Source organism: Companilactobacillus sp. HBUAS59699, from assembly GCF_036913575.1.
Taxonomy (GTDB): Bacteria; Bacillota; Bacilli; order Lactobacillales; family Lactobacillaceae; genus Companilactobacillus.
This window is the reverse complement of sequence record NZ_JAYKTV010000005.1, coordinates 175,359-195,868: the sequence shown is the minus strand read 5'-3', so window position 1 is coordinate 195,868 and position 20,510 is coordinate 175,359. Positions and strand designations below refer to the sequence as shown.

The following is a 20,510-nucleotide window of genomic DNA, read 5'->3' as shown; positions in this document are numbered from 1 at the left end:
AGTTTGCGAACAAATGTAAAGGCTTTCTAAATTATATAGCTAAAAATTGATAAATATACAATATATTTTTTGATAATTTAAATAATAAAAAAGCAGAGCCGTTAAGCTCTACTTTTTATTTTGTTAATCTAACAACATCACGAACGATCATTAATTCTTCGTCTGTAGGTACGACCAATACATCTACTGATGAATCATCAGTACTGATCTTACGAATTCCTTTGCCGTTTTCATTAGCCTCTTTGTCGATCTTAACACCCATGTAATTGAAACTATTAGCAATCAATTCACGAATCCATGGATTTCCTTCACCCATTCCAGCAGTGAATAAGATTACATCTGTTCCACCTAATAGCGCAATGTATGAACCGATATACTTAACAATACGATTGATGAAAATTTCAATTGCTAATTCTGAACGCTTATTGTCATCCTTTGTAGCAATCAAATCACGCATATCAGGTGAGACTCCTGAAATACCAAGTAATCCAGATTTGTTATTCAAAATATCGATCATATCTTGAATGTCTGTAATTTTAAGTTTTTGCATTAAGAATGCAACTAGAGATGCATCGATATCTCCTGAACGAGTACTCATAGTAATACCTGCAAGTGGGGTGAAGCCCATTGATGTATCAACAGACTTACCTCCCTTGATAGCATCGATCGAAGCACCACTACCAAGATGGGCAGAGATGATCTTCAAGTCTTCAATTGGCTTACCTAAAAAATCAGCAGCTGCCTTAGAAACATAACGGTGGCTAGTTCCATGTGCACCAAACTTACGAACACCGTATTTTTCATAGTATTCATATGGCAAACTGTATAGATAATTTACTGGATCCATAGTTTGATGGAATGAAGTATCAAATACAGCAACTTGGGGAACATCTGGAAGGATCTTTTGGAATGCTTCAATACCAGCAGCTTGGCCTGGATTGTGTAGTGGGGCAAATTCTGCTAAATCCTTGATTTGTTGAATTACCTTAGGTGTTATTACGGCTGAATCTTTGAAGATATTTCCTCCGGCAACAACACGATGTCCAATACCTGTGATCTCATCATAACTATTGATAATTTTCATTTCCAATAGTTTTTCTAGCATCTTATTAACAGCAGTGATGTGGTCAGGAATATCCCCGACCTTACTGTATTTTTCACCATTATATTTAACTTCAAAAACTGAGTCTGATAATCCTAGACGATCAACCATACCTTTAGCAATGACATTTTCATCTGGATATGAATAAAGTTTCCATTTTAATGTAGAACTACCTGAATTAACTGCAATAATTTTCGACATACTATTCACCTAACCTTTAAAGTTGTTTCTTGCCCATTCTTGTAACTGATCCTTGAATCCTTCAAATAACTTGGGATTGTTTGTATCTGGAATTGTTCCCATCAATACATTATCCGCTTGTTTAGAATTACCACCATGCTTTTGTAACACTACAACTGCCTTTTGTGCTTCTTTAGAAGCAAACAAATTAGATGGTAAATCCAAAACAGCTTGCAAATATACACTCGAAACCATCCATTCAGATAACTTCTTAGCTTGATCTGTCTGGAAGATTTGTGACGGTACAATGAAAATACCAACACCACCATCATTTAAATTATTCATCGTTTGTTCAATCAACAAATGGTGAGCATAGGAATGCCCCTCATCCGACTTAGTCTTGAACTTAGCAGCATTTTCGTCAATTGGATAATAGCCAACTGGCAAATCAGCAATCGCCATATCGATATCGGTAACTTCCCATTCAGAAATACCATCCTGATGGTAGGCATCAAGATTAATATTCATAACTTCACTGAAAGCCTTCGATAAACTCAGAAGACTATCATCATTATCTATAGCTGCTGAATTAATTTGAAAATCTCCAGCTTGTTGTAATTGTTGAATAAATTCAATTAGGAAATTTCCGGTACCGACAGTCGGATCGATGAGATTCAATGTCTTCTTACCTTCAGAGTTCAAGATTTCAAATGCGATCAAACTAGCGATCAGTCCAATCATATCTGGGGTCATAAGCTTATTTACTTCGACATTATCAACTTTTTGGTCTTTGATGATATTCACTGTAATTGCTTGTTTCAATTGTGCTTGTGTTAATCTTAACTCTTTGAGCTCATTATAAATTTTATCTAACTGCTTGACGGTCTCCTCATCTGGAGCACCATTTTCTACATATACATGTCCATCAGCGATATTAGTTAAATTTTCAGCCAAAGCGTCGACATAACTTGTCCCTAATGACTTCTTTAGTAAAGTGGTAGCTTGATCTAATTGATCATAGTACTTTTGCATATTCTCTTCTGCCATAATTTACCTCTTTAATAACATACTAAAATATTACCGTTGTAAGCGATTTAATTCAAGTGGTTGTAGCGTTTCCATAAATTTAACATTGGAATTTTTAGTATTGTCAATAATTTCTTGCCGATATTTCTCATCAAGTTTTTGATAATTTCTCACTTGTCTATCGAAATAAGCATTACTAAATCCTATCACTAAAACGGCAATAGATAAAATCATAACTGCATTGAGAATAATGGTTCCACTAGATTTACGGCTTAGATTCTTCATTGATCAAGTACATCTCGGACTTTCGATTATTCTTATCAATTGTCTGGATTATATAAATATTATTTTTTCGTTCGAATTTAATATCTTTTAATCCAGTTACTATCGGCATATGTCCACCCATATCAGCTCCAGTCATTCTTAACATATTGTTGTTGTCATACGCTTCAATTGCATATCTCTTAGTATCTGAGACTTCGAACACAATTTTGTGATCCGCCATCTTAGTCACCTTAGAATGTAAGAATAGATCTTGGATTCGTTCATTATAAATATGCCAACGTAAAACCTCACTTCTTGTATTGGATTGAACCTTTTTTACAATTTGCAACGATTGTTGCAATATGCCCAAAATCATTACTGTTACAAGCAAGGCAATCACTGCTTCAGCTAAAATGAACCCTTTACGGCGATGTTTGCGCATAGAAATATTTCCCACCACTTTCAACTTTCATCCGTCCTTTAACTTGGCTGAATTTATACTCTTTGCCATCTATCGTTATAACATCAGATATATTCTTATTATTCAAATGCAACAGCATTACCTTATGCGCACTGACGCGGGCTTCCCAATTATTGATGATCTTGAATTGTTCTGCTACACAATATGATAGTGTCAAAATAATCGTAACTGAGATCACTAATGTTATCAGCGACTCTAACAAGATAAAACCCGGCTTATTTTTCAACTAGTTCACCCCACATCATTTGAACAGTATAGTCATAAACTCTATGTGTCACGGAAGATTTAAGTTCGATAGTTTTGGGACCGGTCATACCTTCATCACCAACATATATTTCTATATCGTGCTTTTGGGTACTCTTTAACGTTGAGGGTAGCTTTATTTTGTAATCAAATTTATCTCTTTTAGAAAAATCAGAAAAAAGCATCGTATTATCGTCATAATTATAAAAAAATCTAGTTCTTCTTTTATTCAAATACGAATAATTCAACATATTGTGCCAGTTTACTTTGTACTGACTAATGATCTGCTTTTCTTCGATTTTTTGTTGATAGTCATGAATTCCGTAGATAGAAACCGATGCTAGAGTACAAAATATTGTTAGTGAAATTACTGTTTCGATTAAGGTAAAGGCTTTATTTTTGTGCAGTAGTAGTTTTTTCTCTAACTTCATAAGTTGGATGACTGCTTGTTGATTCAGAGGTTTTTTTAATTTCATATTTTTTATTAGCCTTATCAGCTTGCTTTTGAGTAATATATCCATTTCCTGCTAATGTACCCCAATTAGTACTTGATTCTATTCCTTTATCAGCTGCATACATATCAACTTCAGTCTGTAGAGTGGTCTTAAAGGCTTCTTCACTCTTTGCATCGGCACTGCTCTTTTGTGATCCTAAGTTAGGGATCATCACTAACAAAAGTAGTGAAATAATAAATAATACGATCACCATTTCAATCAAAGTAAAAGCTTTTTTAGTTTTATTAATTAATTTTTTCATTTAACCCATTCCTTTCATCATTCCATATACCGGCAGCAACACGATCAAGTATGTAATCAGAATTACAATTGCAATCACTCCAAACAAAATTGGTTGCACCAGATTTAATATTTTTTTTATTCTTCTTTGTGTTTCTTCAAACTTTAGCTCAGACATCATGATCAAATCTTGAGAGATCTCTTTGGTATCTCCACCGGATTGCAAAATCATTTTTAATTCGTTAGGCAGCAACGGTTCTTTTTCGATTAACGAATAAAGATTCTTACCATTGCTCATTCCCAAACTGAAGTTGTGCGATAACGCACATTGAATCGATCCACGTTCAAATGAATTAGTCGATGAACAAATATCATGTAAGTTCAAACCACTTCCCACCTGCATCCCTAATCCTTGCAAAATAATAAATTGAAAGAAACTAGCATAGGCTTTTCCAACAATTGGTAATTTTATCAGCACAATTGATCGTTGATATTCTGTCATTTTTCTCAAACGATAGACAAAATGCAACAAGCCTAAAAAGATAGCTGCAACGATTGATACTACGGAAGTAATAAAAATATTTATTAGGTCACTGTCATTATTCAGATCAAGCTGTGGAACGATATAAATCTTCATCCCCACCAGCATAACTACTAAGAACAGCATGATAAATGCTGGATACGCCAAGAGATCTAGTAGTTTTTCCTTTTGACGTGACTTATTTTGTAAAATCATCCCGCTCTGTAACAATGTTTGTTGTAACCCGCCATTATTTTGTGCAATTGATAACTGATTATTGATTACTGGGGGTAATTGCAAATGTTTCATTGCTTCAGCTATCATTTCACCTCTTTGTAAGTCTTGATAAATTGCATCAAAAATAGAATTTTTATTCTCTAGCATTTTCAAACAATTTATTGCTTGCTTAATGGAGAAGCCATTCATTGTCAACCGACTAAGAACTAGTAAATATTCAGCTTGTTTTTGTGGTTTGACTTTTTTAACCGTAAAGATATTCTTGATAGGTATTTTCATCGATATATCCATTTTTTAATGTATTTTGAATCATAGTCGTCCAATTGTTATCAACTTCGTTTGTTTCAATAAATTTTTTAATATCATTTTGTTCCATCAAATCTATAAATAACTCGATTTGGCTAATTGTTGGAATCAATCTTTGATATGAAATTGAATTAACGGCATTTAAAATGTCCGGATCTTCAATTCCAAACTGTTTCAAACGTTGAATTACGGAATATTTAGATTTTCCGTGTATCGTGGTCATCACTGTATAACCACAGAGTGCAGCTTGCATAGCTTGTTTTGCAGTATTGCTGTCTCGAATTTCTCCAATAATCAAAACTTCCGGACGATGACGCAAACTTGCCTTGATCAATTCTTCATAACTCATTCCTGAATCTTCATTAACTTGTAATTGCAAAAATTGATCTTCAACTATTTCTATCGGATCTTCAATACACATAACTTGTTTGTCAACCAATTGTCGTCCTAGTGAATACATCAATGATGTTTTACCGGAGCCCATCGGTCCCGCAAAAATCATCATCCCTTTACGTCTAGCAATTGGTAATAATTCTTCTAGAATATCTTGATTAACTTCTGCATTGAATTCATGTGGATAAATTAACCGCACGACCATCGATTCTCTATTTTTAAAATCGCCAACCGTCGAAATTCTGATATGAATTCGATTATTTTGAAAATAAAAGCTAAAAGAACCCTTTTGTGGTCGTCTTCGCTCCGAAACATCCAAGCCACTATTGAATTTCAAGAAATTAATAATCGCTAAAACTTCGTCTAATGTGAAATCAGCAACTTTATATTTTCCTTGATCATTACGAGCTTCGATCAAATACATATCTTCCTTTGGAAAAAAGTAAATATCAGTAACTAAACTTCCACATGCATTCATTAACAAATCGTTTGCCATCGTCTCAGTAGTCATGTTTTTCCCTCCTTATACTTAAAATTACGCAAAAAAAAGACCACAAACTTAAAAAGTTTGTGGTCTTGATTATTTTATCGATTATTCATCGTCTTCAGCAGCGGCTGTATAGACTTCTGAAACATCATCATCGTCTTCAAGTTGATCGATCATGCGTTCAAATTGTTCTTTTTTGTCTTCAGGAACTGGTGTTGTGTTTTGAGGAATCATAGTTAATTCTGAATTAGCTAATTCGTATCCTTTGGCAATTAAGCCATCACGAACTGCAGCAAAATCTTTGGCATCTGTATAGATTTCAAAGGCTTCGTCTGAAGTTTGCAAATCATCTGCACCAAGATCCATGATGTCTAATAGAACTTCATCTTCATCTTGTGTATTCTTTTCACGGTCAAGTACGATGTAACCTTTACGGTCAAACATGTAAGCAACTGAACCACTTGAACCCATGCTACCTCCATTACGAGTAAACGCAACACGTACGGCAGAGGCAGTTCTATTCTTGTTATCTGTTAAAGCCTCAACTAAAACTGCAACTCCACCTGGAGCATAGCCTTCGTATGTAACTTCATCATAATGTTCATCACTGCCACCTTCGGCCTTATCCAAGGCACGCTTGATATTATCTTTAGGCATGTTAGCTGCACGAGCTTTATCTACTATTAAACGAAGAGCAGCGTTACTGTCCGGATCGGCACCACCCGATTTTGCTGCCATAAATAATTCACGTGATAACTTTTGGAAAATCTTTCCACGTTTAGCATCTTGAGCACTTTTTCTACCCTGGATGTTATGCCATTTTGAGTGTCCTGACATTTCTGCTTCCTTCTTTCGTTAATAATTGTAAACCAGGTAATATAATATCAAACTACGCCTGTCATTTCAATGTCTAACAATCAATTAACTACTTGTTTAGGAACTATATTTTTCTTTTTTTAACATCGATTCCGATTAAACCTAATGCCGCTATAACGACACCTATCAATGAAGTTAGAACTCCATTACTTGAACCTGTTTGAGGAAGCTTCCTTGTTTGTGCAGGATAAGTCCAACCTTTTTGTTCAGAACTGTTGGTCATTGTTGGCAAAATAACCTGCTTACTATTTGAAAGTTTCACCGTGTTATTTGGTGAACTTTGTTCACTTATGTACTCGGCAGAAGATTGGCTAATAGGTTTCGCAGCGGATTTAATTACTACACCACTGTTATTCTCATTAGAAACAGTTACATTTTTATTTGGAGATGATTGGTCTGGAGCTTGGGAGGAACCTGGTACGCTTGGTTTTGTTACAGTATTTGAAGTATTTGAATCATTAGGTACATTAGGTTCTTCCGGGGCATCAGGTACATTAGGTTCTTCTGGGTCTGGTGCATTCGGATCATCAGGTACCTCGGGAGCTTCTGGTGTATCAGGAGTATCAGGTACATTAGGTGTATCTGGTGTCGTAGGATCGGTTGGATCACCAGGGTCTGATGGTTCAGTTGGATCTACTGGCTTAGTAGAACCTGAACCGCCGTTACCGTCATTATTACCAGTATCAGTATTATTCGCTAAAACATGCAAGACCACGGTCTTACTCTGTCCATCAGCTGTACTAAGTTCAACATCATAATCGCCGGCAACACTGTAATTTACCTTACTCAAATCAATCAAAACTGGTTCAGATTGACCATTTTCATCAGTAGCACTAGCCTTGAAATCACTGACTGTTGGAACAGGATCACCAATGTGCATTGTATAATCACTGCCTGACAAGCTCAATTTTACAGGTAAGACTTCAAACGTACCATTCACAACAGTGACATTGTAATTAGGATTAGCATTATAAGTGATCGTTATTGGATAGGTGCCGACATCATCACCAACAGTACGTTCTACTGTATATTGCAAATCACTTGAATCTACCAGAGTAGATGGTGCTTGCATCGTGGCTGTTAAGACAGGATCAGCTTGTCCGGCAATCTTTGACGCATTATTAGCGGTCAACACAACATTGGCTTTATCGATGGTGAAGGTAGCTGCACTATCAGTTGCTTCAGACCAATTGTAAGTACTGCTTTGATCCAACTTATTAATGTTGTCAATTCCTTGCTGTGTGAGGATAACATTGTATGTACCAGCATTTTTAGCATCCCCACCGACAACTTCTAAGTCCCCTGCTTGAGGAGTGTAATTAGTCCCGTTAGACAAAACAACTCCGTAATTAGCATTATCAGGAACTTGCTCAGCACCAGTGTAAGAACTATTATCAGATCCTATAAGTTTATACGTACCGTCTTTTTTCAATACCGACACCGTTACAGTAGTACTGTCATTACCGTAACTGTATGTCACAGAATAATCGCCCGGAACTGCCGTATTAACAGTACTGATTGGATTGCCACTTGCATCCGTTACCGCTACATTCAAGTCAGAGAAGTTAAGCGGATCGCCATTTTGTAATTGAGCACTTACAAAATTATCTTCAGGGTTCCAAGTAGATCCAGCTACGATCTGTGAACCAATCGCCTTGATATCAGGATTGTTCAATACAACATCGTATTGTCCACTGTATCCATTAGTCATCGTCCAATTGAATGTAAATGAATTAACGCCTGTGGGAATATTAAACGTACCTACTCCATTATCATACGTATAAGTTACGCCATTAGTTAATCCACTTACATTCATATTTTCTTCGGTGAAACCATCAGCTTCTACATTAAACAAATCAGCAATAGTATTGTGTGCTGGATCAGTAAAAATGGTTGCTACTTGACCGGAAGCAGGATTGCCAATAACTGTGAACTGTGGAGCACTTACTTCCGTAATTCGATTGTATCTAAATGCTTCATCTTGAATTTGTGTATTGGTTCCCTTTAAAGCAATCGCACTAATTTGATTTCCTAAAAATGCTTGTGAACCAATTGAAGTGGTAGTTGCTGGAAATGATACTGAACCACTGATTTTGTTGTATGCAAAGGCCAAATCGCCAATCGATTGTAAGTTATCACCAAAGGTCACTCCACTGATATTGTCACCAGTAAAGGCTTGTGAACCAATAGTCTTCAAATTATTACCGAAATTCAACTCTCCGGTTATTCCACTATATTCGAAAGCACCATCACCGATCGTTGCTAAATTAGTAGCGTTATCAATATTCAAATTAGTTAATTTTCCATCATACAAAAAAGCATTGTTACCAATTGAAACCAAACCACTACCTAACTTAACTGATTCCAGAGCTATGTCAGAAACAAAAGCGGAATCACCAATTGTCTGTACCGAATCAGGAATATTTAAGTTGGTTAAGGAAACATTATAGGCGAAAGCACTGTTACCAATTGATGTTAAATGACTATCAGTTCCAAAATCGATATTTGTGATCCCTGTGTCACTAGTGAACGCTGAATCACCTATCGTCTGTAATGTACTTGGCAATGTGATCGACGTTAATTGGCTGTCAGACGCAAAGGCTTCTTTTCCAATCGATGTCAAACTAGTACCCAAGTTAACTGAACTCAAATTGGTATTATAAGCAAAAGCATCGTCGCCAATACTCGTTACTGAATCAGGAATAGTAATCGTGGATATCTTAGATGATGTGAACGCATCGTTACCAATAGTCGTCAAGGTTTTGTTATTAGACATATCCACTGTAGTCAAATTAGGAATATAAGCAAAAGCACCATTACCGATCGTCTCCAGACCATCGTTAATAGTCACACTAGTAATAGAGTTATTACCTACAAAGGCGTTATCACCAACTGCTGTGACGTTATAATCCTTGCTATTGAGATTAACAGTCGAAGGAATATTAACTTCGGTATAGTTACCATTAATTCCTGTAACAGTGGCTGTCAAATTAGTATCGTCTGTGTCCCACAAAAAATCTCCCGCTGTCGATGCTACCGAACTAGCTGGTGCAGCTGTAGTCGGCTGATCAGTTGTTACAGCACTTGTCGTTTGATCGACTGGAGTTGTTGCAGGTTGTACTTGCGGTGTTGTTGTAGCAACCGCCGTGGCAGCAGATGGCACAGCTTGTGTAACAGTAGTCGTGCTTGTTGCGTCAGTTGAATCAGCAGCTGGAGATTCCACCGTGTTTAAACTTGTAGCAGTGGGTATCGCTGTTGTAGTAGTAGAATCTTTATCTGTACTTACTGAATCCGAAGCTGATGTTGAATCACTGCTTACAGTCGGAGTTCCTGAGGAAGTTGCTTGTGGTGTCTGAGGATCCTGTGTACTAGTAGCTGTTGTAGTAGTAGATTTTTCTGCACTTGTATTAGTTGAATCAGTTGAATTATTAGTTGTATTCGTACTTTGAGAATCTGTTGTTGCACTATTATTTGTTTGTGTATTTGTCGTAGCAGAGGTAGACGAAGTACTGCTGACCGTCGAACTGGTAGTATCGGTCGTATCAGCTTTTACAACTAGCTCATGTTTCAATGAAGTACCAATACCCACTGTAACTACTGCACTAGCAGCAATAAGTAATTGTCTGCCGCATCTGGATATTTCAATTTTTCTAGTTTTCATTATGCTACCCCAATCAATAATAATTTTTTGATTAACGTATATTAATACTTTATAAACGATATTTTCATCCACATTAGAATAAATATGATTACCATTTATGACAAAAATAATAAGACCTGATATTTAATAAATAAAATATCAGGTCTTATTATTACGATTTGTCTTTATTCTGATGTTGTTCAATCAACCACAAAACTAACATTAATATTAAAATACCCGTCAAGGCTCCTACACTATCCAAAATAACATCTGTAACCAAAGGAGTTCTACCACCAGTTAATCCTTGATGAAATTCGTCAAATGCGGCTAATCCAGTCGTTGCTAACCAGGGAATAAACATCATTAAAAACTTATTCTTATTAAAGTACTTATAAACCGCTAGACACAGAAACAATCCTAAAAGGAAATAAATACTAAAGTGTGCACCTTTTCTGATGAAAAATTCAATAAAATGATAATATCCATCATTAGCGATCGACTGCGTTTTACCGCCATAATTGAAACTGATCTTACTCAACGGTCCATACAGAGGCTTATTAGAATGTCCTAGTGTTCTTTCAAGAAAGGGCACTGAAGTTTGTTGCTTATACGTCATCGATGAACTATAAAATAATATTAGTTCAATCAAGATGACCGCACCCCAGAACCACTTTGCCTTACCTTTTAACTTATCACGCATCACTTTCATCCCAATTAACTTTTGAATTTAATTTTTTAGCATCATCAAAATATCCTGAATGATACGACGATGCAATTGCCCAATAATACATAATTGTTGAAAAAATAATTATAACCACAAAATCAACTGGATACTTGATCAAATTCAAGCCTCCGAAGTCTACACTACCGATCCAAGAAATAAAAGATAATCCAATTAAATGGACGATCATCCACAAACTGGCATACATTTTTTGTTTAAATTCCTTAAAACCACGTTTGTAATCATAGATCAAATAAATTGGCAAACCAACTATGATGATCACTATTACTTGAACTGTTGTTGGAAACATTGACCAATAAATCGCTAAACTTATCAAATCAAAAACGATCGGTGCCAAATACTTCATTCCACGAATCTTGGTTGGTCGTTTAAAATCAGGTCCCATCTTACGCAGACTTCCCGCTACCACAGGTCCAGTAAGCAGTGAGATCAAAGTGGATGCTGCAACTACTCGAGATAATAACGCCCAGTTTTTGAACATTAATATTAACAGGAAACTTACCAAGAAATCAACGATCAAGGCCACTCTAGGAGTGTTGTATTTATTGTTAGTCTTACTAAGAAATTTGGGTAAATGTTTATTCTTAGGCATCGATGATAATGATTTACTAGCAGACGCTGAGAAGGCTATTCCACTGCCAACTGGAGAAATAAAGGCTGTGAAATAAATCAACGTTGATAACCAATAAACATTCAATAAAATTGCTAGATCGGCGAATGGAGAATTGAAATTAATATGACTCCAGCCAGCATTCGCAATAGACTTTGGTAGAGATCCAATAAATACAACTTGAAGAGAGATATAGATGATAGCACTTATTAGCAGCGACAAAATAATCCCTCGACGAATATTGACCGCTGGCTTGATAATATCATTACCAAGATTGATAACCGTCTGAAAAGCCACGTACGAATAAATAATACCAGCACTACCAATTGCAATAAAGATTGAAGAAGTCCCGTTAGGCATAAACTGACTAACTGATGTTCCCATATTTGTAAGATCGAAATGAGATGATATTAAAACGATCATTGTTAAAATTGGTACGATCAATTTGAATACTGAAATTAAATTATTAAACTTGGCCATGATCGTTACTGACCAATAATTTATCAATGTGAAAACAAAAATCAATAATGTTGCCATCATTAATCCTTGCGCGGATAGTTCACCACCAGACATGAATCCATGTGTCCACTGAGCCCATTTCCAAGGCCAGGTGCTCATGTACTGTGTCGATGCTACAGCTTCTATTGGCAGAATTGCTAGCAAAGATAGCCAATTTGCCCATGAAGAAATATGTCCTAGAAATGAACCGTGGGTGTACATTGTAAATCGACTCATCGCTCCATCTTCAGGAAACATGGTTCCTATTTCGACATATACTATAGCAATCATAGCGACTAATATTGCACCTAAGATCCAGGCTACAATAGCCGCTGGGCCTGCAATCTTGGCCGCTTGACTAGAACCAAACATCCAACCTGAACCGATGATGGCGCTGAGGCCAAACATAACGGTTGAAAACAGGCTAAGTTTTTTACCTTTCATTAAGAAAATCACCACTACTTTAAAAATTGTTATTAAATAAACAAAAATAGTCTCTATATAACATAGAGGCCATTTTTTTAATAACTATTTCGTACCTTACTCTACTGTGACACTTTTGGCAAGGTTACGTGGCTTATCAACATCATTACCACGTGCCAAGCTGGCATAGTATGAGAATAATTGTGCTGGTACGACACTGACGATAGGAGAAATCATTTCATCGATCTTAGGAATAATAATTTGATCTCCTGGTTGAGCATACTTCTCGTTGGCAATTACAAGCACGTGAGCTCCACGAGCTTCAACTTCTTGAATATTACCGCGAGTGTGACTTGCTCCCACACCATCGTTGATATATGCAAATACTGGGGTACCCTTCTCAATTAGAGCAATTGTACCATGCTTCAATTCACCAGCAGCGAATCCTTCAGCATGAATGTATGAGATTTCCTTTAATTTCAATGCAGCTTCAAGAGATAAGGCGTAATCAATACCACGACCGATATAGAAAGCATGATCTTGGCCGTCTAAATAATCAGCACTCAATTGCTTGATGTAGTCTTTTTCATCAACAATTGTTTGAATACCATTAGCAGCAATAGCTAATTGTTCTTTAAGGTCCAAATCTTTAGCGGCTTTGACACCCTTCAGTTCACCCATTGCTTTAGCAAGAACTGCTTCCACAGCGATTTGTGATGTGTATGACTTAGTTGAAGCCACTGCGATTTCTGGCCCGGCTAACAATTCCATCGTGTATGTTGACTCACGTGAAAGAGTTGAATTAGCAACGTTAGTCATTGTCAAACTAGGTAAATTCATCTTATTGATCTTTACTAGTACTTGACGGCTATCTGCTGTTTCTCCACTTTGTGATAAGAAAATAAAGAATGGATGTTGTGATAATTTCGGCATATGGTAACCAAATTCACTACCAAGTTCAACGTCAACTGGAACATCCGCTAATGTTTCAAAAATATTCTTACCGACTAAACCAGCATGATAACTAGTACCTGCTGCAACAATGTATAATCTGTCAGCTTTATTGATTTCTTTTAACATTTCAGGATCAACATTGATCGAACCATCCTCACGGATATAGTTCTTCGAAATACGACGCATAACACTTGGTTGTTCGTCTACTTCTTTCAACATGTAATGAGCATATGGACCTTTAGAAATATCGCTTGCATCAATATTTACTGTATAAGAATCACGTTCAACAGGAGTACCATCAATCTTACTGATGGATACTTTATCCTTTTCAAGAATAACTACTTCACCATCATGAATTTCTACGAATTCATGGGTACGATCAAGCATTGCCATAGCATCAGAACAAATAACGTTGAATCCGTCACCCAATCCAATCAAGAGTGGACTCTTACTCTTAGCAACAAAGATCTTATCTGGTTCTTCTTTGTCAACTAACGCAAAGGCATATGAACCTTCAATTAATCCTAAGGCTTTTCTAAAGGCAGCTTCCGCATCCATACCTTCATTAGCAAAGTGAGAAACCAATTGTACTGCTACTTCAGTATCAGTTTGGCTCTTGAAGTCTACGCCTTTTAAGTATTCTTCTTTTAGTTCGTTATAATTTGTAATTACACCATTGTGTACTAAATAAAATCTATTATCAGCTGAAAAATGAGGATGAGCATTATCAATTGTAGCTGGTCCATGAGTTGCCCAACGAGTATGTCCAATTCCAGTTAAACCTTGAACATCTGGAGTAACTGATTTCTCTAATTCACTGATTTTTCCAACTTCTTTGATCAAGAAGTCTTGACCCTTTTGATTGTTTACATAAATACCTGCAGAATCGTAACCACGATACTCAAGCTTCTCTAATCCATTTAATAAAATATCTGTTGTTTCTGGATTTCCAACAACTCCAACAATTCCACACATCTTTAAAAACCTCGCATTTATAATTGGTCTAGTCATTATTTTTATATTGGTCTAGTCATATGTGCTAGACATTTATTTAAGGAACAAAGCCTAGAATACTAATTTGGATATGATTTGTCAATGATTTTATTTTTGTTTTATAGACATTTTAAAATATTGGTACATGTGGTTTATACCAATATTGGTATAATTGCCTGATTTGTAAAAAAAATAGGCCAAGGCAACCGCCCTGGTCTATTATGTTTATTTATGTTTTATTAGTTCATTTCGTTCTTTACTACTTCAACGATTTGATCACAGAATTCATTTACTTTTTCTTCAGTAGCAGCTTCACACATAACACGCAACAACGCTTGAGTTCCACTAGGACGTACTAATACACGACCTTCTCCGTCCATTTCGTCTTCGACAGTCTTAATGGCATCAAGGATTGGTTGATGTTCTTTCCACTTGTCCTTGTCATGTACAGGGACGTTTACAAGCTTCTGAGGGTAAACCTTAACAGGTGACCCTAATTCTGCTAAGCTCTTGCCCGTCTCCTTCATAACGTGTAACAAATGGATACCTGTAAGCATACCGTCACCAGTATTCATATACTCGTACAATACAACATGTCCAGATTGTTCTCCACCGATGTTGTAATTATTCTCACGAATTTCTTCAACAACGTGACGGTCACCAACAGCTGTTTGTACACTGTGCATACCGTTAGCTTCAATGGCCTTGTATAATCCTAAGTTACTCATAACAGTAGTTACGATCGTATCCTTCTTCAAACGGCCACCATCGTGCAAATACTTACCCAAAATGTACATGATCTTATCACCATCTACAATATTACCGTCAGCATCTACCGCGATACAACGATCTCCATCACCATCAAAGGCTAATCCAGCAACAGCATCGGATTCCTTAACCTTTTGAGCCAATTGTTCAGGATGAGTCGAACCAACATTTTTATTGATATTGATTCCATCTGGATGTGATGCCATGATTTCAAAATCGACATTTAAGTCAGCAAATAATGTGCTAGCAAGACGACTAGTTGAACCATTAGCTGTATCCAAAACGATCTTCATTCCGCTTAGATCATCGGACAATGTTTGCTTCAAAAATTGTAAATATTTTTGAGCACCTTCTGGATAATCTGATACGCTACCCAAACCTTCAGCAGAAGGTCTTGGCAATGTATCTTCTTTAGCATCCAATAATTCTTCGATCTCATCTTCAACATCATCTGGTAGTTTGTAACCATCTGAACCGAAGAACTTGATTCCATTATCTTCAGCAGGATTGTGTGATGCCGAAATCATAATACCGGCATCAGCAGAAACAGCACGTACTAGGTAGGCTACGGCTGGAGTTGTAATGACATCCAAGTTCAAGACTTCGATACCAACTGATAACAATCCAGCAATCAAACTAGATTGCAACATTTGACCAGAGATACGTGTATCTCTTGCTACCAAAACACGAGGATGTGCATTTTCGTTTTCTGAATGTTGTGTTAATACATAACCACCAGAACGTCCCAACTTGAAGGCAAGCTCCGGGCTCAACTCCTTATTAGCTATTCCTCTTACTCCATCTGTTCCAAAATACTTTGTCATAAATAATACCCCCAACGTTATTTTCCATCGTTGTTTTCATTGTTATTGTTATTTGAATCATTATTACCACTTGAGGAACTATCATCATCACTAGAAGTGTTGGTGTTAGAACCACTGTTGTTATTAGAATTAGTATTCGTATTGTTAGTGTTATTCGATGCATTATTGCCATTAGTATTATTTGTGTTTGTAGTTCCAGAAACACTAATATTAACATCAATACTTTCAGGATCAGCAGCTGCAATCTGATTCCCTAATGCATCAGTAAGATTAATCGTCTTCTTGGTATCCTGGGTCACATCGGATACATCAATCGGCACATCAATTGAATCATCGATGGCGTCAAGCTGATCTTGAGTGCCATAGATTCTGATGGTTTTCACATCAGATTCAAAGGAGAAATTCGAATTCGACGAACTACCCTTTTGTGTGAGATTAATACTTACTTGCTTACTTGGCATACTAATTGGAATTTTAACATGGACCGTTTGTGGATCCAAAGTTACATTAACAGTTTTACCATTTTTATCCAAAGCTTGCACTAAAACTTCTTGATCGAAGGTTGTTTTTATTCCCTTCGGCAAGATTGGCTTAACGATAACCTTCTTGATTTTATTAACTTCAGCCGCCGCACCAGTAACACTGACGGTTTCTGGAGACAAGGTTATCTTGCCTGCTTCATACCCTGATGCTAAAGCATCCTTGCTGTAATCAACGTCGACCGCAAAAGTCTTAGTCTTACGTTTTTGAATGTTTACATCAACGTATTTAGGCTTGATCGTATACGTCAGTTCACTGTTTAAACCAGTTTCTTTGATCTGTACTCGATGTTGGCCTGTGGATAATTTTTTTAGATTTAAATAAAGATTAAAATTTTGAGTATTCTTCGTGGCTGTAACTAATGCCGAAGGACCCTCGATCGTTATTTTGACACTATCTGGATAACCAGTAATGTAGTAATCATTAGTATTCGCCTGCACTTGCAGAGGCACCGTTAGAGTTGCCTTAGTATTAACAGTTGAGGTACTAGATTGATTAGAGTCTCTAGTCGAGCCGACTCCAGGAGAACTAACGGTTAAAAATAACCATATAGCGGCGCAAAGCGAAATGAAAGCATAGAAATAATTACTATTTATTATTTTCTTCATCATTGTTTTGCTTCCCTCCATTCTTTCGACGTATTGAGAAAAGACTTAAGATTGAGTGACTTGTTTCATCTTCAGGATCAGCAAGTTGTGCCTTCAGATATTTCAAGTAATCTTCTCTGGAAAGATCTAGCATCATATGACCATTTCTGGTGATCATGACACCACCAGTTTCCTCTGACACAACAATTGTAATAGCATCGGTAACTTCACTGATACCAACAGCTGCGCGGTGACGAGTACCCAATTCCTTGGGAATGGTATTACTTTCTGATAACGGTAAATATGCCGCCGCTACTGAAATACGGTTTTTTCGAATGATAACCGCACCATCATGCAGTGGCGTATTCGGAATGAAAGTATTAATTAAAAGTGCGCCGGTGACTTCAGCATCCAACTTGATACCCGTCTCGACGTACTCTTCCAAGCCTGTATTCATTTCTAGAGTTATCAACGCACCGATTCTACGCTTACTCATATACTGAATGGCTTGATCCAAACTTTCAATCAAGTGATTCTTAGTCTTACCTTCTTCATTACTTGCAGTACTGAATAGAGGCATTCGACCTAAGTGTTCCAAACCACGTCTGATCTCAGGTTGGAAAATTATAACTATGACAACAATTCCCCAATTGATCAATTGATCCATTAAAAATGAAACGGTATGAAGATTCAAAGCCCAACTAATTAATTTAATCAGGAAAATTATCACGATACCTTTTAGTAGCTGAACTGCCTTCGTTCCTCGAATCATCGAAAGAACTTTATAAAGGACATACCAAACTACTAAAATATCAACCAAATTAGCTAAATTCTGCCATGTAAAAATATTACTTGGTATAAAATTCATGATTTTTACCCCTTTACAGCTCGAATTAATTATAGCAAACAATAAAAATTATAAAAGTTCATCAAGCAATTAATCGATATCTACATTGATTACTTCTTCACTATAATTAATATTTTGGCGTAATTCATTAGCAGTTGATTTGCTTACTTTGCCTTGTTCCAATAGATCTTGAACGAAGGCACGTTGATAACTCAGCGCTTGAATCTCAATAGTTATCCGTTCACTGTTGAATTCTGGTGAACGATGCTTATGTCTACCTTGCAATAGATCAAGACGGTCTTCATAGTGACGTTGAAAAACATAAACTAAATTATCAGCTACTCCACCATGCTTACTCTGATCTAATTCATGAAGCTTAGCTAAGGCTCGCTCTGCACCAGCAATCGAGATTTTCATCGCATCTTGATCAAATTGAATGACTTCTTCACGTTTGATAAAACTACGACGAATCGTCTTCTTAATTCCACGATATGTTTTTTTGAAATAATTAATAAAGAATTCGATCGACTGACTATAACGCCGGCGAACGATTTCTTTTTTGTATTTAGCAATTTTTTTAAGAGCTGAATTGTAAGAATCTTCAGATATTTCATCATGAGCATACAATTCTTCAAGCGCTTCTAGTTCACAATTGAAGCAAATATCCCATAACTCCGCATCTTTTTTATTCTTTACACGTTTTTTACTGATCGGTGAAGGATAATTCGACTGAATACCAAGATTGTGTAAGCTATACAAATATTCAGCGATTACCGTTGAATAAACGATATTTTCCTCTTCTTCATTCTCATCCTTCAACTTATCGATCGTTTTTTCTAGGACTAACTTATTAGCTTGATATTGATCTAATTCGATCTGAGTATCGACAACTTCAGTATCTTCAGCTTCATCATCGATATTAACGTTATCGTCAATAAACGAATTACCACGATAGGCGACTGGCGCACTATTTTTTGTCATTAACGGAATCAAGATAGTTGCACCGATCAAACTAAAGATAATTACTGTACTAGCAATGAACAAGACTAATGTTCGAGATGGAAAGGCCGCACCGCCACGTATGGTCAAAGGTATCGACAAAACACCGACCATAGTAACCGCACCACGAACACCAGAGATTCCTGACATTAGACAATAGTCAAATCTTTCCTTAGAGAACAAAACAAAACCTTCGTCGCCGTTTTTGGAAAAAGTCGTATAAACGTAACTCCAAATAAATCTAATAACGACCAACATTATCCAAATGATAAACGATAAACCAATTGCTCCAAATGTACTGATATTGTCATTGTGAACTAGTTTTTCCATTGCAAATGGAATTTCGATCCCTAACAAGACAAAAACAATTCCATTTAATACGTACACAACTAAATCCCAAGTTCTAGATGTAACCAGTCGTATTTCGGGAGAAAAGGCACTGACCGTTCGGCTTGAAGAGACATTCATGATTCCAGCTACAACTACGGCCACAACACCGGAAACATCAAAGACATCTTCAGCGATGTAGTAAATGATAAACGGAATCATTATCTGAATAATAGCATGAAGAATCGAATCATCAACACCTTGATTAATCAAATAAAGTCTAATACCGTTGAAGATCCAAATCATAACGGCACCAGCCAAAGCACCCATGATCGATATGTAAAAGAAGTCCATTGTTGCACTTCTCAGTGAGAACATCCCCGTTACAGTCGCTGCAACACCGTACTTGAAACAAATCAATCCGGATGCATCATTGATCAAGCTTTCACCACTGATCAAGTGCATCAGCTTATCAGGAATGTGTGCCTTCTTGGCAATAGACTGTACGGCAATTGGATCAGTTGGTGACAAGACTGCCACTAGTGTAAAGGCTACTGACCAAGGCAATGTTGGGATCAAATACTTAACTATGATTCCACCAACTACCGTAGAAATTATTACTAGTATAACGGCGTTACCCAGGATCGGACCCTTGAGTTTCCACAGTTCCCGCTTCGGAAACCTATTCCCGTCATTAAACAAAATTGGTGCTATAAACGCCAACATAAACCATTCTGTATCCACCGAAATTTGTACATTCATAAACAACGCTGCCAAGATCCCGGCCGCAATTTGAATCAAACTGGGTGGAATCGACACGAAGTAGTGGCTAATGATATTCGCCACAATTAATAATGTAAGAATCAAAATAATTGATTCAAGTATCTGCACAGACATCACCTATTTTCT

General features: G+C 36.7%; 18 protein-coding genes. All 18 read right to left on the bottom strand.

The features are described 5' to 3' along the window. Nucleotides 1–115: 115 nt before the first annotated feature. On the bottom strand, nucleotides 116–1,303 hold the full coding sequence (locus U8519_RS10720; RefSeq protein WP_334330303.1) for an acetate/propionate family kinase: 1,188 nt from the start codon (nucleotides 1,301–1,303) through the stop codon (nucleotides 116–118). A 9-nt stretch (nucleotides 1,304–1,312) separates the two neighbouring features. Beyond that, a complete protein-coding gene (locus tag U8519_RS10715; protein ID WP_334330302.1) occupies nucleotides 1,313–2,329 on the bottom strand; it encodes a class I SAM-dependent methyltransferase in 1,017 nt (338 codons plus the stop codon). A 30-nt stretch (nucleotides 2,330–2,359) separates the two neighbouring features. Then, entirely contained in the window at nucleotides 2,360–2,593 is a 234-nt protein-coding gene (locus U8519_RS10710; protein WP_334330301.1) for a hypothetical protein, read from the bottom strand. After that, nucleotides 2,574–3,014, bottom strand: a complete 441-nt coding sequence (gene comGF / locus U8519_RS10705) for a competence type IV pilus minor pilin ComGF (protein ID WP_334330300.1) — start codon at nucleotides 3,012–3,014, stop codon at nucleotides 2,574–2,576. The genes U8519_RS10710 and comGF overlap by 20 nt, the downstream gene beginning before the upstream one ends. Further along, nucleotides 2,995–3,279, bottom strand: a complete 285-nt coding sequence (locus tag U8519_RS10700) for a hypothetical protein (protein ID WP_334330299.1) — start codon at nucleotides 3,277–3,279, stop codon at nucleotides 2,995–2,997. The genes comGF and U8519_RS10700 overlap by 20 nt, the downstream gene beginning before the upstream one ends. Further along, nucleotides 3,269–3,727 (bottom strand): prepilin-type N-terminal cleavage/methylation domain-containing protein, encoded by a 459-nt coding sequence (locus U8519_RS10695; RefSeq protein WP_334330298.1) that lies wholly within the window; start codon nucleotides 3,725–3,727, stop codon nucleotides 3,269–3,271. The genes U8519_RS10700 and U8519_RS10695 overlap by 11 nt, the downstream gene beginning before the upstream one ends. Beyond that, a complete protein-coding gene (gene comGC, locus U8519_RS10690; RefSeq protein ID WP_334330297.1) occupies nucleotides 3,690–4,052 on the bottom strand; it encodes a competence type IV pilus major pilin ComGC in 363 nt (120 codons plus the stop codon). Before comGC ends, U8519_RS10695 begins: the two co-directional genes overlap by 38 nt. Further along, nucleotides 4,053–5,066, bottom strand: a complete 1,014-nt coding sequence (locus tag U8519_RS10685; RefSeq protein ID WP_334330296.1) for a type II secretion system F family protein — start codon at nucleotides 5,064–5,066, stop codon at nucleotides 4,053–4,055. Then, entirely contained in the window at nucleotides 5,032–5,997 is a 966-nt protein-coding gene (gene comGA / locus U8519_RS10680; protein ID WP_334330295.1) for a competence type IV pilus ATPase ComGA, read from the bottom strand. The genes U8519_RS10685 and comGA overlap by 35 nt, the downstream gene beginning before the upstream one ends. An 81-nt stretch (nucleotides 5,998–6,078) precedes the next feature. After that, nucleotides 6,079–6,810: a YebC/PmpR family DNA-binding transcriptional regulator gene (locus U8519_RS10675; RefSeq protein ID WP_334330294.1), complete on the bottom strand. Its 732-nt coding sequence runs from the start codon at nucleotides 6,808–6,810 to the stop codon at nucleotides 6,079–6,081. 103 nt (nucleotides 6,811–6,913) lie between these two features. Next, nucleotides 6,914–10,510: a leucine-rich repeat protein gene (locus tag U8519_RS10670; protein WP_334330293.1), complete on the bottom strand. Its 3,597-nt coding sequence runs from the start codon at nucleotides 10,508–10,510 to the stop codon at nucleotides 6,914–6,916. A 151-nt stretch (nucleotides 10,511–10,661) separates the two neighbouring features. Further along, a complete protein-coding gene (locus tag U8519_RS10665) occupies nucleotides 10,662–11,189 on the bottom strand; it encodes a VanZ family protein (protein WP_334330292.1) in 528 nt (175 codons plus the stop codon). Further along, nucleotides 11,182–12,783 (bottom strand): APC family permease, encoded by a 1,602-nt coding sequence (locus U8519_RS10660; RefSeq protein WP_334330291.1) that lies wholly within the window; start codon nucleotides 12,781–12,783, stop codon nucleotides 11,182–11,184. The genes U8519_RS10665 and U8519_RS10660 overlap by 8 nt, the downstream gene beginning before the upstream one ends. Before the next feature lie 96 nt (nucleotides 12,784–12,879). Beyond that, on the bottom strand, nucleotides 12,880–14,691 hold the full coding sequence (gene glmS / locus U8519_RS10655; RefSeq protein WP_334330290.1) for a glutamine--fructose-6-phosphate transaminase (isomerizing): 1,812 nt from the start codon (nucleotides 14,689–14,691) through the stop codon (nucleotides 12,880–12,882). 257 nt (nucleotides 14,692–14,948) lie between these two features. Beyond that, nucleotides 14,949–16,301 carry a phosphoglucosamine mutase gene (glmM, locus tag U8519_RS10650; protein ID WP_334330289.1) on the bottom strand — a complete coding sequence of 451 codons (1,353 nt, stop codon included), beginning with the start codon at nucleotides 16,299–16,301 and terminating at the stop codon, nucleotides 14,949–14,951. 17 nt (nucleotides 16,302–16,318) lie between these two features. Continuing rightward, nucleotides 16,319–17,452, bottom strand: coding sequence for a CdaR family protein (locus tag U8519_RS10645; RefSeq protein WP_334330288.1), 1,134 nt, complete (start codon nucleotides 17,450–17,452; stop codon nucleotides 16,319–16,321). Further along, nucleotides 17,430–18,296 carry a diadenylate cyclase CdaA gene (gene cdaA / locus U8519_RS10640; protein ID WP_334330287.1) on the bottom strand — a complete coding sequence of 289 codons (867 nt, stop codon included), beginning with the start codon at nucleotides 18,294–18,296 and terminating at the stop codon, nucleotides 17,430–17,432. Before cdaA ends, U8519_RS10645 begins: the two co-directional genes overlap by 23 nt. A 69-nt stretch (nucleotides 18,297–18,365) precedes the next feature. Continuing rightward, entirely contained in the window at nucleotides 18,366–20,492 is a 2,127-nt protein-coding gene (locus U8519_RS10635) for a cation:proton antiporter (protein ID WP_442892146.1), read from the bottom strand. Between the last annotated feature and the right edge of the window lie 18 nt (nucleotides 20,493–20,510).